Annotated in this window: 12 protein-coding genes; 7 read left to right on the top strand and 5 right to left on the bottom strand. The window is 71.9% G+C overall.

The window, feature by feature from the left end; translation table 11 throughout:
* Nucleotides 1-95: 95 nt before the first annotated feature.
* From ACGFIS_RS29810 to ACGFIS_RS29800, 3 genes are all read left to right on the top strand, one after another.
* The gene (locus ACGFIS_RS29810) at nt 96-1,115 is read left to right on the top strand and encodes an LLM class F420-dependent oxidoreductase (protein ID WP_392906232.1); all 1,020 of its coding nucleotides are present in this window, start codon (nt 96-98) and stop codon (nt 1,113-1,115) included.
* A 97-nt stretch (nt 1,116-1,212) separates the two neighbouring features.
* A complete protein-coding gene (locus tag ACGFIS_RS29805; protein ID WP_392906233.1) occupies nt 1,213-2,868 on the top strand; it encodes an acetolactate synthase large subunit in 1,656 nt (551 codons plus the stop codon).
* Nucleotides 2,869-2,924: 56 nt separating this feature from the next.
* Nucleotides 2,925-4,019: an AI-2E family transporter gene (locus ACGFIS_RS29800; protein WP_392973291.1), complete on the top strand. Its 1,095-nt coding sequence runs from the start codon at nt 2,925-2,927 to the stop codon at nt 4,017-4,019.
* A 14-nt stretch (nt 4,020-4,033) separates the two neighbouring features.
* Here the strand turns inward: ACGFIS_RS29800 and ACGFIS_RS29795 are convergent, their stop codons facing one another.
* Together ACGFIS_RS29795 and ACGFIS_RS29790 are read right to left on the bottom strand one after the other, a co-directional pair.
* Nucleotides 4,034-4,828, bottom strand: a complete 795-nt coding sequence (locus ACGFIS_RS29795; protein ID WP_392906236.1) for a methyltransferase domain-containing protein — start codon at nt 4,826-4,828, stop codon at nt 4,034-4,036.
* Nucleotides 4,829-4,961: 133 nt separating this feature from the next.
* A complete protein-coding gene (locus ACGFIS_RS29790; RefSeq protein ID WP_392906238.1) occupies nt 4,962-5,177 on the bottom strand; it encodes a hypothetical protein in 216 nt (71 codons plus the stop codon).
* 292 nt (nt 5,178-5,469) lie between these two features.
* On the opposite strand from ACGFIS_RS29790, the gene ACGFIS_RS29785 reads away from it, so the two are divergent.
* Both ACGFIS_RS29785 and ACGFIS_RS29780 read left to right on the top strand, forming a co-directional pair.
* Entirely contained in the window at nt 5,470-5,817 is a 348-nt protein-coding gene (locus ACGFIS_RS29785) for a hypothetical protein (protein ID WP_392906239.1), read from the top strand.
* A 97-nt stretch (nt 5,818-5,914) separates the two neighbouring features.
* Nucleotides 5,915-6,613 (top strand): DUF4328 domain-containing protein, encoded by a 699-nt coding sequence (locus ACGFIS_RS29780; protein WP_392906242.1) that lies wholly within the window; start codon nt 5,915-5,917, stop codon nt 6,611-6,613.
* On the opposite strand, the gene ACGFIS_RS29775 is transcribed toward ACGFIS_RS29780, so the two are convergent.
* The 3 genes from ACGFIS_RS29775 to ACGFIS_RS29765 form a co-directional block, all read right to left on the bottom strand.
* Nucleotides 6,593-9,949, bottom strand: coding sequence for a DNA polymerase III subunit alpha (locus tag ACGFIS_RS29775; protein ID WP_392906243.1), 3,357 nt, complete (start codon nt 9,947-9,949; stop codon nt 6,593-6,595). The genes ACGFIS_RS29780 and ACGFIS_RS29775 overlap by 21 nt on opposite strands.
* 1 nt (nt 9,950) lies before the next feature.
* Entirely contained in the window at nt 9,951-10,226 is a 276-nt protein-coding gene (locus ACGFIS_RS29770; RefSeq protein ID WP_392906244.1) for a DUF6504 family protein, read from the bottom strand.
* A gap of 106 nt (nt 10,227-10,332) precedes the next feature.
* Complete coding sequence (locus ACGFIS_RS29765; RefSeq protein ID WP_392906246.1) at nt 10,333-10,602, bottom strand: hypothetical protein; 270 nt, start codon at nt 10,600-10,602, stop codon at nt 10,333-10,335.
* A 320-nt stretch (nt 10,603-10,922) separates the two neighbouring features.
* Here ACGFIS_RS29765 and ACGFIS_RS29760 point away from each other — a divergent pair, with 320 nt between their 5' ends.
* A complete protein-coding gene (locus ACGFIS_RS29760) occupies nt 10,923-11,597 on the top strand; it encodes a TetR family transcriptional regulator (RefSeq protein WP_392906247.1) in 675 nt (224 codons plus the stop codon).
* Nucleotides 11,598-11,667: 70 nt separating this feature from the next.
* Nucleotides 11,668-12,630, top strand: a complete 963-nt coding sequence (locus ACGFIS_RS29755; protein ID WP_392906516.1) for a quinone oxidoreductase family protein — start codon at nt 11,668-11,670, stop codon at nt 12,628-12,630.
* The last annotated feature ends 31 nt before the right edge of the window (nt 12,631-12,661 follow it).

Here is a 12,661-nt window from a genome sequence, read left to right as displayed (position 1 = left end):
GGGGGCCGCGGCGGGAGGCGCCGCGGCCCCCGGCCCTTCCACGGAACTAGAACGTGTTCTAGTATCGCCTCCGTCGGCAATCGGAGGGGTGCAACGTGACCGCGGAACTCAAGCTCGGCATCAACGTCGGCTACTGGCAGCGCGACGTCGACGACCAGACCGAGACGGTCCTGGCCGCCGAACGGTGCGGCTACGACTCGGTGTTCACCGCCGAGGCGTACGGCTCGGACGCGTTCACCCCGCTGACCTGGTACGCCGCCCGCACGTCCCGGATCAAGCTGGGCACCGCCGTCGTGCAGATCTCCGCCCGCACGCCCGCGGCGACCGCGATGCACGCGCTCACGCTGGACGCCCTCTCGGGCGGGCGGATGATCCTCGGACTCGGCGCGTCCGGCCCGCAGGTCGTCGAGGGCTGGTACGGGCAGCCGTTCCCCAAGCCGCTCGCCCGCACCCGCGAGTACCTCGACATCGTCCGGCAGGTGTGGCGCCGCGAGGCCCCGGTGACCAGCGAGGGCCCGCACTATCCGCTGCCGCTCCCCGGCGGCGCGGGCCTCGGCAAGCCGCTGAAGCCGATCGTCCACCCCGTCCGGCCGGAGATCCCCGTCTACCTGGGCGCCGAGGGGCCGAAGAACGTCGCGCTGTCCACCGAGGTCGCGCAGGGCTGGCTGCCGCTGTTCGTCGACCCGCAGCAGATCGAGCCGGTGTTCGGCGCGTCCCTCGCCGGCCGTCCCGGCGACTTCGAGATCGCCGCGACCGTCACCACGATCGTCACCGACGACCTGGAGTCCGCGCTGCAGTTCGCCAAGATCCCGCTCGCGTTCTACATCGGCGGGATGGGCGCCCGGGACCGCAACTTCCACCTCGACCTGATCGGCCGGCTCGGCTACGCGGAGCAGGCCGCGCGCGTCCAGGAACTCTTCCTCGACGGCCGCCGCGACGAGGCGATCAAGGCCGTGCCGGACGAACTGGCCGACTCGATCTCCCTCCTCGGCCCCATCGGGCGGATCAAGGAGCGGCTCCAGCTCTGGCGGGACAGCCCCGTCACCACCGTGCTGATCGCCGGCGTGCGGGACGAGCCCACACTGCGCGCGATCAAGGACCTGGCCGACTCCTGACGAGATCGATCGCACATCACCGGGCGGAATGGAGGTAGGGGCCCGGGTGCTGCACCAGACAGCACCCAGCCATACACAGACTGGAGATGGACGCACCATGTCCACGCAGGAAGACGCCGCCCGCCTGCTCGTCAGGACCCTTGAGGCGGAGGGCGTCGAATACGTCTTCGGCATTCCCGGCGAGGAGAACATCCACTTCGTCCACGCCCTGAACGACTCCCCGATCCGCTACGTCCTCGTCCGGCACGAGCAGGCCGCCTCGTTCATGGCGGAGATCTACGGGCGGCTCACCGGCAAGGCGGGTGTGGCCTCGGCGACGCTCGGCCCCGGCGCGATCAACCTGCAACTCGGCGTGGCGGACGCCACCACCAACAGCACACCCGTCGTCGCGATCTCCGCACAGGTCGGCCTGGACCGCATCTACAAGGAATCGCACCAGATCGTCGACCTGGTCTCCCTCTTCCGCCCGATCACCAAGTGGTCGGAGCTGGCCCCCAGAGCCGAGGCCCTGCCCGAAATGGTGCGCAAGGCGTTCAAGACCGCACAGACCGAACGTCCCGGTGCCGTCTACCTGGCGATCCCCGAGGACGTCGAGGCCGCCAAGGTCTCCGCCGACCTGAAGCCGCTGCCGGTCAACGTCGTCCGCGCCCAGGAGCCGTCGCCGTCGCAGATCGCCCGCGCCGCCGACGTCCTCGCCGTCGCCCGGCGCCCCGTCGTCCTGGCCGGCCACGGCGCGACCCGTGCCCGCGCGAGCGCCGCGCTGCGGCACTTCTCCGAGCATCTCGGCCTGCCGGTCGCGACGACGTTCAACGGCAAGGGCGTCTTCCCGGACGACCACCGCAACGCCCTCGGCGCCGTCGGCTTCATGCGCCACGACTACGTCAACTTCGGTTTCGACCAGGCGGACGTCCTCATCACGGTGGGGTACGAGCTCCAGGAGTTCGACCCCGTGAAGATCAACCCGAACGCCGACAAGAAGATCATCCACATCCACCAGTTCCCCGCCGAGGTCGACGACCACTACCCGGTCGAGGTCGGCGTCCAGGGCGACATCTCCCGCACCCTGCACGCCCTGGCCGGCAGCGTGCACCGCCGCTTCGACGTCAACGGCACCGGCCGGAGGATCCGCCAGATGCTCCACGACGAGCTGGCGGAGGGCGCCGCCGAGGACGGCCATCCGCTCTCGCCCCGCCGCATCGTCGCCGACGTCCGCGCCGCCATGGGCCGCAACGACATCGTCCTGGCCGACACGGGCGCGGTGAAGATGTGGATGGCGCGCATGTACCCGACCTACGAGCCGAACACCCTGCTGGTCTCCAACGGCCTGTCGTCCATGGGCTTCTCCGTGCCGGGCGCGATCGCCGCGAAGCTCGCCCACCCCGACCGCAGGGTCCTCGCCGCCACGGGCGACGGCGCGTTCCTGATGAACTCCCAGGAACTGGAGACCGCCGTCCGCGAGAACATTCCGATCACGGTGCTGATCTGGGACGACTCCGCCTACGGCCTGATCGAGTGGAAGATGGACCTCGACCTCGGTGAGAGCTCCAACATCAAGTTCGGCAACCCCGACTTCGTCCGGTACGCGGAGAGCTTCGGCGCCCGCGGCCACCGCGTGGAGAGCGCCGCCGAGCTGCTCCCCACCCTCCGCAAGGCCCTCGCCGACGACACGGTCTCCGTGATCACCGTCCCCGTCGACTACTCCCACAACCTCCGGCTGACGGACAAGCTGGGCGATTTGACCGACCCCTTCTAGCGAGCGGTTCGCGCTGCGCGGCGATTGCCGGGCGGATCACCGGGTACGGGCGGCGGGTGACGTCCGGCAAGGGATTCGACGCCGTCCCGTCCACGTTGCGCAACACGGCGGCGGTGGCCGCGTGCCTCCTGGTCATCGTGGCGGCGGTCGGCGTCCTGGTCTACGCCTTCACGAAGGTCGCGTCACTGGTGATGGCGGTGATCGCCGCGCTGCTGCTGACCGCGCTGGTGTCGCCGGTCACGCGCCAGGTGCGGCGGCTGCGCGCCCCCGCCTGGGTCGCCGCGCTCTCCGGCCTGCTCACCGTGCTCATCGCCATCGGCGGGTCCCTCGCGCTGGTCGGCAACCGGATCGCCGGCCAGTGGCAGGAGATGCGCCGGAGCCTGACCGAAGGGCTGCAACGGGCCCAGACCCAGATCGTGAACGCGCTGCCGATCAGCGACCAGCAGCTCGACACCCTGGTCGACGGCGCCGTGCGCGCCCTCCGGCGGTCGTCGCCCGACCCGGTCGCGAGTGCGAGCATGGTGACGAAGGTGGGCGCCTCCGTGCTGATCGCCCTGTTCCTGCTGTTCTTCATGCTGAAGGACGGAAGGAGCATGTGGGAGTGGGCCCTGCGGCTCGCGCCCGAGCGGCGCCGCCCGAAGGTCGACGTCGCGGGACGCGCGGGGTGGCGGGCGCTGGGCCAGTACGTGCACGGGATCATCCTGGTCGCGCTGGCGGACGCCGCCGGCATCGGGCTGGCGCTCGTGCTGATCGGAGTGCCGTTCGCCCTGCCGCTGACGCTGCTGACGTTCATCGCGGCGTTCATCCCCATCATCGGGGCGATCCTCGCGGGCGCCGCCGCGATCCTCATCGCCTTCGTCAGCGGCGGGACGACCGACGCGCTGCTCGTGCTGGCCGCCGTCGTCGCCGTCCAGCAGGCCGAGAGCCACCTGCTGCAGCCGCTGATCATGGGCCGGACGCTGCATCTGCACCCGGTCGTGGTCGTCGTCGCCGTGGCCGCCGGAACGCTCGCGGCGGGCATCGCGGGCGCCATCGTCGCCGTCCCGCTCGTCGCGGTCGTGTACCGCGTCGCGTCCGTGCTGGCGGCCGACGACGAGGAGCCGGAGGCGGACCCCCCGCTCGCGGCGGAGGGGCCGCCCGCCTCACGGTGACGGGCGGCGGCGGATCAGGCGCGGCAGAGGATCTCGCCGTGGGTCACGGAGTACCAGCCGTCTTCGGCGGCCGCCCATTCCTTCCAGCCCTCGTAGACGCGCTGAAGTTCGTCGCGGGTGGCGTGGCCGCCGGCGACGGCGTGGTCGGCGACCGAGGACCTGATCATGCGGCCGCCCCAGGATTCGCTCCACCACTCGCGTTCCCCGGGCGTGGAGTAGCACCAGGCCGAGGAGGAGGCGGTGACGTCGGTGAAGCCGGCGGCGCGGGCCCAGGACACCAGCCGCCGGCCGGCGTCGGGTTCGCCTCCGTTGCCGCGGGCGACCCGGTAGTAGATCGGCAGCCAGGCGTCCATGCCGGGCGGCTCCGGGTACCAGATCATGGCGCCGAAGTCGGCGTCGCGTGCGGCGACGATGCCGCCGGGCCTGGTGACGCGGCGCATCTCGCGCAGGGCCCGGACGGGGTCGGCGACGTGCTGCAGGACCTGGTGGGCGTGGACGACATCGAACGTGCCGTCGGCGTAGTCCAGGGCGTGGACGTCGGCGACGGCGAACTCGACGTTGTCCAGGCCGGCGGTGTTCTCGCGGGCCTCGTCCACGACGTCCTCGGCGGCGTCGGCGGCGACGACACGTCCCGGGGCGACGCGTCCGGCCAGCCCGGCGGTGATCGTGCCCGGGCCGCAGCCCACGTCCAGCACCGCGTTCCCCGGGCGCAGGTGCCCGATCAGGTAGGCGGCGGAGTTCTCGGCCGTGCGCCACCGGTGTGAGCTCAGCACGCTCGCGTGGTGGCCATGGGTGTAGGTCGGGGCCATCGGGATCACCTCTCTGTCCGTGCCCTCACCCTACGATCACTTCTCACATTCTGGGAACTATGTATCAGTATTTGAGACAGCATCACAAAGAAAAAAGGGACCGAGGTCGCTCGGTCCCTTTTTTCGTCGTCGGTCAGGCCGCCACGGCGATGCGTGCGGGCACCGGCCGGGTGGACGGCGTCTGCCGCATGGGCAGTGCCTCCACAGGAGCCAGCGCGGGGGAGGTCTCGGCGTAGGCGTTCAGCGTCGCGTGCGGAAGTTCGGTGAGCCACGGCTCCACGACGGTCCGCTCGGCGGGCCCGTCAAGCCGCGGGTGGGAGAGATGGAACGTGCTGGTCGCTGCTCTCATGCCAACACCCCTTCCTTAGCCCGGTGGGCCGCGCCTTTGCGGAGGCCACCGACTGTCACATACCCCTACGTACGTCATCACAAGCAACTCGGTTCGACTCCTGTTCCCAGGTGTCGCCCGAATCACAAGGCCAACGGTACGGAGCACCTCTGACATTCTCGAACCTTTATTCGACCCCCCGGCCGGGTTCGCAATGCTGACAGAATTCGCCTTGTGGTCATCCGGGTACTGATCGTCGAGAATCAGGACGACGGACACGCGGGGGAAGGACGAGGCACTGGCACCGGAGTCGTTGAACGGGCTGCCCGTGGCGGTCGTGGCCCTCTGGGTGCTGTGCGCCTGCGGATGGGGCATCGTCCTCGCGGGCCTGCGCAGGAGCATCCACGGACCGGCCCGCGGCCCCACGCTGTTCGCGCACACCGCGACGCCCGCGGGGATCGTCCTGACGTTCTCGCTGATCGGCTTCGGATCCCTGTACGGGACGCTCGCGCTGACCGCCGAATGGTGGGCGCTGCTGCTCGTGACCGGCTTCCGCCCGGAACGGCTGCTGTCCACCGGCGGCCTCGGCCGCCTCGCCGCGTGGGCCGCCGTCACCGCCGCCGCGACGCTCGCCGGCGCGCGGCTCGTCTTCCACATCTGAACATCCGGTCCGCGGACCCGAACCCGCCATGGGCCGCGTAAGTCAAACGTACGTAGTATCCAATGCAGCGAACCGCAAAACCCGTCGGAGGTGAATCATGCCGTGTGCGTTGTGCGGCGACATCATCCCGACCGAGGTGGACCGGTGCCCGGCCTGCGGCGCGTGGGCGCGGCGCCGCGACTTCCGCGCCGTCGGCGTCGCCGTCTTCATGCTCCTCGGTTTCAACGCGTTCGTCGCCCTCGGCTCGGGGATCAGCCTCCTGCGCTTCTCCGACCCGCTCCGCTCCGCCACGCACGGGACCTATGACGCGGCGGCCACCGGCAAGGCCCTCGCGCCCTACGCCGACGTGTTCACGATCAGCGCCATCATGGCCGCCGTCACCGGCGTGCTGTACTTCATCTGGCTCTGGCGCGCCTACCGGCAGTCGCCGGGGCCGCACCAGTACCACCGGGCCTGGATCCTCCTCGGCTGGTTCTGCCCCATCGTCAACCTGTGGCTCCCCCCGCGGATGATCTACGAGGTCTGGGTGAACAGTGGCCGGTACCGGACGGCCGAACGCCAGGCCGCCGGGCTCGTCGTCGCCGGCTGGTGGGCCTGCACCCTCCTCGGCGTCGTGCTCGCCTACGCGTTCACCCATGGCAGCGTCGACACCCTCGCCGACGCCCGCTTCGACGTCCACGTCGGCGTCGCCGCAGCCGCCCTCCAGGCTCTCGCCGCCTCCCTCTCCATGGCCACCGTCTTCCAGATCACCAGGCTCCAGATCGCCCCGGGAGAGCTAGCCCGGGGCTGGGCCTGAGCTGCCCTGGCTGGTGTGCCAGAGAGCGGCCCTCGGGGGACGCTTGATGCCCGGTCCGGCGTGGCCGACGTCCGAGTACGGGGACATCGCGAACCCGGTGGGGTGGACGACGCGGTCGCCGACCGGCCGGCCCCGCGGCGCCGGGCCCGCCATGGCGGCGCGGACGGCGTCCGGGCCGCCCCGCCGCCATTCCTCGTGCAGGGTGTTCAGGTCCCAGCAGGCGTAGGCGGTGATCGAGACGGCGCGGGCCCCGGCGCGGCGGACACGGCCGCGGACGACCAGGAGCCAGGAGCCGAAGACGGTGGCGGCGCACCTGTCCTGCACCGACTCGAAGAACGCGAGGTCGATGGGGCCCGTCGCGTCGTCCAGCGTGGCGAAGATGACGCGCTGCCCCGACCTGACCGCCGGGGTCTGTGTGGCGACCTTGACGCCGGCGACCAGGACCTCGCTTCCGCCGGGACGGCCCGGAAGGTCGGCGGCGCGGACGACGCCGAGGCCGGCGAGCAGCCCGTCGTAGAAGGTCATGACGTGCCGGCTGACGTCCATGCCGAGGATGTCCAGTTCCGCCTCGACGACCTCCGCGGGCGTCATCGGAGGGAGTTCGCCCGCCGGGACGTCGTCGGCGAGCTGGATCTCCAGGGCGCCGTCGCCGTCCTCGTGGCCCAGGGGTAGCTGGCCTTCGACGACGGGGGCGCGGGCGGTGGCGCGGTCCAGGGCGCCCACGCGGCAGAGCAGGTCGCGGCGCGCGACGTCGCCGTCGCCGTAGACGCCGTCGAACGCCCCGGCCAGGACGAGGCGCTCGGCGGTCGGGCGGGAGACCCTGGCGCGGCGCCAGAAGTCGGTCAGCGACGCGTAGGGGCGTTCGGCGACGATCGCGGTGATCTCTCCGTCGTTGATGCCCCTGACCTCGCTCAGCGCGACGCGGATCCCGGCCGGGCCGCCCTCGCGGACGGGTTCGACGTGCCAGTCCGGGGCCGAGCGGTTGACGTCCAGGGGGAGGATCGGGACGCCGAAGTGCCGCGCGTCGTCCAGGATGACCCGCTTGGGGTACATGCCGGGATCATGGGTGAGGACGCCCGCGTAGAACGCGGCCGTGTGATGCCGTTTCAGCCAGGCGGACTGGTAGGTGGGCAGCGCGAACGACGCGGCGTGGGCCTTGCAGAAGCCGAACGCGCCGAACGCGGTCAGCGTCCGCCAGACCCGCTCGACGGCCGGCTCGTCATAGCCCCGGGCGAGGGCGCGTTCACGGAACCAGGCGCCGACCACGGCCTGCCCCCGCTCGTGGTTCAGGCTCCGCCGCGCCGCCTCCGCCTTCGACAGGCCGCAGCCGGTCATCACGTCGAACACGCGCAGCACCTGCTCGTGGAAGACGACCACGCCGAGGCTCTCCCGCAGCACCGGCTCAAGGTCGGGATGCGGGTAGGCGGGCTCCCTGGTCCCGGCGCGCGACTCCAGGAACGGCGACACCATGTCGGAGTTGACCGGCCCCGGACGGAACAGCGAGATGTCGATGACCAGGTCGTCCAGGTCGCGCGGCTGGAGCCTGCCGATCAGCTCCCGCTGGCCCGGCGACTCGATCTGGAAGCAGCCGAGCGTCCGGGACGTGCGGACCAGCTCGTACGTCGCGGGATCGTCGCGCGGGACGTCCTCCAGCGCGATCCGCTCCCCCGACACCCGTGCTACTTCTGCCACCGCGTGCGCCATCGCCGACTGCATCCGGACGCCGATGACGTCGAGCTTGAGCAGGCCCATCGTCTCGACGTCGTCCTTGTCGAACTGGCTCATCGGGAAACCCACGGCGGCCTGCTCGATCGGTGTCCGGTCCCGCAGCGTGGGGTTCGACAGCAGGACGCCGCAGGGATGCATGGCGATGTGCCGGGGCAGGCCGTCCAGGCGCTCGGCGATCCGGAACAGCACCTCCAGGCGTCCCGCCGCCAGGTTGCTCTGCCGCAGCTCGGGCAGGTCGTCCAGCGCCGCGCGGATCTGGTTCGCCCTGATCTGCGGGAACGCCTTGGCGATCGCGTCGATCTCCAGCGGCGGGAGCCCGACGGCGTTGCCGACGTCGCGGATCGCGCTGCGCGCCCGGTAGGTCTCCATCATCGACACGCACGCCGTGCTCTCCGCCCCGAACCGGTCGAACAGCGCCTCGTACGCCTCCAGCCTGCGGGCCGACTCCACGTCCAGGTCGATGTCGGGCAGGCCCTCGCGGCTGTCGGCGAGGAAGCGCTCCATCAGCAGGTCGTGCCGCAGCGGGTCGAGGTCGCCGATGCCGAGCAGGTGGTTGACCAGGCTGCCGGCGCCGGAGCCGCGGATCGCGCAGCGGATGCCGCGCGACCTGATCAGCGCGGCCGCGTCGGCGACCGTGAGGAAGTAGGACGCCAGCCCCTTGCGGGCGATGACGCCGAGTTCGTCGTCGAGCCGGGCCGCGGCCCGCCATGATCCGCCGAGCCCGCGCCGGGTCATTCCGGCGGCGCAGCGGGCGGCGAGCCGCGCGTACGGGTCGCCCGCCACGGCCGGCAGGTGGACGTCGTCCATGCCGAGGTCGCGGGCCGGGTCCAGGACGCAGCGTTCGGAGAGCCGGCGGGTGGCGGCCAGCAGCGCGTCCGCCTCGTCCGGGCCGCAGCTCAGTTCCGCGACGCGGCGCATCTCGGGGACCGACTTCAGGTAAGCGTGCCCGGTCCGGTCGTCGAGGTGCCGCCGGTCCAGCGGGACGAGGCGGCGCGTCACGTCCAGCACCTGCGCGACCGGGTGGTCGGCCGGCTCCAGGTAGCGGACGGCGTTGCCCAGTACGGCGGGGACCCCGGCCTCGCGGGCGAGCGCGAGCATCCGGGCCGCCCGGTGCCCCTCGCCCCGGTCGTGGTGGTCGACGATCTCGATGACGGTCTCGGCGGTGGCGCGCCACGCGTCGAGCAGCCGTGCCGCCGCGTCGGGCCGCCGTCCGGCGATGGCGCGGCCCACGTCCGACCACGGGCCGAGCAGCACGATGAGCCCCTCGGCGTGCGCGCCGACCATCTGCCGTGTGACCAGCGGGTTGCCGCGTTCGCCCGCCGCGTGCGCCGCCGTCACCAGCCGGCAGAGCGACCGCCACCCCGTCCGGCCCTCGGCGAGCACCACGATCCGTTCCTCGCCCGTGGAGGCGACCTTGAGGTCGGCGCCGACGACGGCCCCGATCCCCGCGTCGCGACATGACCGAACGTGACGGACCGCGCCGTACAGGCCGTCGCGGTCGGTCAGCGCGAGCGTCTCCATGCCGAGGCCCGCCGCGCGCTCGGCCAGCGCGGCGGGCGGCGCGACCCCGTACCGCAGCGAATATCCCGAAGCGACATGAATGTGCACGTCAGTCCCATACCCGGGAGAGCAGCCAGCTGTCAGCGGCCACGTCGAAACGCAGCTCGTAGACGCCGATCTCCCAGTCCGGGGTGGCCTCGACCCGCCAGAACTCCCGCTCACCGGTGGCCTCGCCGTCGGGCTGCTGCTCCCGCCACCAGTCACGGGTCGTGACCCAGTGCTCCAGCACCCGCCGGACGGTGTAGAGCCGGTCACGCCAGACGAACCGGATGGGACGTCCATCACTCACCCAGACGTCCACCGGGTCGCCGAACACGCGTGTCATCTGCCTCCCCCTCGCGCGCACCGCACGGGGGAAGAACATGCGGATATTCGAACAAACGTTCGCACCCGAGTCTAGAGACCCCGTGGAGGAGAGGGCAAGGCGGGGGCTACCCCAGCAGGTGGATCAGGCGGTCGGCCACGTCGGGGGCGTCGGCCACGCCGGCCATACCGCCCGGCCAGAGGTAGTACCAGCCGTCGCCGGACAGGCTCGCGACGACCATGATCTGGCGCCGGGTCCGCGGGCCCGTCACGCCCAGCAGGGACTCCTCGGGACCGGCGAGCCGCCACGAGAGCCCGCGCGCCTCGACCTCGTGCGCGAGCACCGCGAGGTGACGCCGGCGCTCCTCGGCGATCTCTCGCCCACCGACTACAGACACTTCAGCCGCCTCAGCATGGTCCGGACCGCCGGAACCACCTTGGGCGATCATCCGGCGACAACTGGTGACCGAACCTCAGCATGACCCTAAAACCGGGGCTGCGCAGGGAGAATCCGAAGAGTGGGACGGCTCTTTCACAATCCTCGGGGGATGGTCCTCCAGCGGCGGCGCGACGCACCCGGTGCGCGTGCGCCAATCGGCCGAGCCCGTCACTTCCGAATGCCGGAGTCCGGCGCGCATACGGAGGACGCGTCCGTGATAGAAGCCTCTGTGAGCCGGGCGTCCAGCGCCCGCGTCAAGCGGACAGAAGGAGCGAGCCGATGAGCGCCGTCCCCGCCGGCGACCCGTCAGGCCCCGCAGACGAGCGTGCTCCCGCGCGCGCTCTGGCCGGGCTCCGTGAACGCAAGAAGCAGCGGACGAGGTCCGCGCTCGTCGACGCGGCACTGGACCTGTTCCTCTCCCAGGGTTACGAGGCGACGACGATCGACGAGATCGTGGCGGCCGTGGACGTGTCACAGCGGACGTTCTTCCGCTACTTCGCCACCAAGGAGGACGTCGTCACGAGCTTCCTCGCCGAGCACGACGACGTCCTGCGGGAGGCGCTGGCGGCGCGTCCGCCGGGGGAACGGCCGTTCACCGCGCTGCTGGAGTCGCTGCGCGTGATGCTGCGGACGATCGCCGAGGGCGACCCGGCCGACGGCACCCGGTTCCGCCGCGTCCGGCAGGTGATCGAGGCGACGCCGTCGCTGATGGCGGCGCAGATGGCGCGTCACTCGGCGTCCGCGGAGACGCTCGCCGCCGAGATCGCGCGGCGCGAGGGCGTGGACGTCGAGAACGACCTGCGGCCGCGGATCGTCGTCGCGTTCTTCCTGGCGGCGGTCAAGGTCGCCTTCGAGGACTGCGCCCGGCGCGACATCTGGGACGCCGGGACGGTCGCCTCCCGCGTGGAGGAGGCCGTCGCGGTGGTCGCCCGGACGATGCGCGACTGGATCTGAACGTCCCGGCGGGAATGCCCGCCGGCGGCGGCGGGTTCCGATGACCAGCATCCGACTGCAGGAGGGCGACATGCGCGCGATCATCATCACCGAGACCGGCGGCCCCGAGGTCCTGGTGGCCGGGGAGCGCCCCGACCCGGAACCCGGCCCCGGGGAGGTGCTGATCGACGTCGCGGCGGCGGGCGTCAACTTCATCGACGTGTACTTCCGGACGGGCGCCTACCCGCAGGCCCTCCCGTACACGCCGGGCATGGAGGCGGCGGGCACGGTCGCGGCGGCGGGTGACGGCGTCACCGAGTTCGCGGTGGGCGACCGCGTGGCCTGGTCCGGCGTGCAGGGCGGCTACGCGGACAGGGCCGTGGTCCCGGCGGACAAGGTCGTCCCCGTCCCCGGCGGCGTCGGTCTGGAGGACGCGGCGGCGTCACTGCTGCAGGGCATGACCGCGCACTACCTGACGCGGTCGACGTATCCGGTCCAGGCGGGCGACACCGTCCTGGTCCACGCGGCGGCGGGCGGGATGGGGCTGCTGCTCACCCAGGCGGCCAAGGCCCTCGGCGCCAGGGTCGTCGGCACGGCCTCGACGCCGGAGAAGGAGCAGCTCGCCAAGGACGCGGGCGCGGACGTCACGATGGGCTACGACGGTTTCCCGGAGAGGGTGCGGGAGCTGACCGGCGGCGAGGGCGTCGCGGCCGTGTACGACGGCGTCGGGGCGCCCACGTTCGACGGAAGCCTGGCGAGCCTGCGCCGGCGCGGCGTCCTCGCGCTGTACGGGGCGGCCGGCGGGAAGGTTCCGCCGTTCGATCCGCAGCGGCTCAACGCGGCCGGATCGGTGTACCTCACGCGCCCGTCGCTCACTCATTTCACCGAGGTCCGCGAGGAGCTGCTGGAACGCGCCGCAGCGGTCTACGGATGGGTGGAATCGGGTGCCGTGCGGGTCCATGTCGGGCACCGCCACGACCTCGCCGAAGCCGGTACGGCGCACGCCGACCTGGAGGCGAGGCGGACCACCGGCAAGCTCCTGCTGATCCCCTGACCGGCACGCCGGCGACCCCCGGCTCCCATAA

Source organism: Spirillospora sp. NPDC048824 (genome assembly GCF_043198455.1).
Classification (GTDB): domain Bacteria; phylum Actinomycetota; class Actinomycetes; order Streptosporangiales; family Streptosporangiaceae; genus Spirillospora.
The sequence above is the reverse complement of the archived record's forward strand: the minus strand, read 5'-3'. Positions and strand labels throughout refer to the sequence as shown.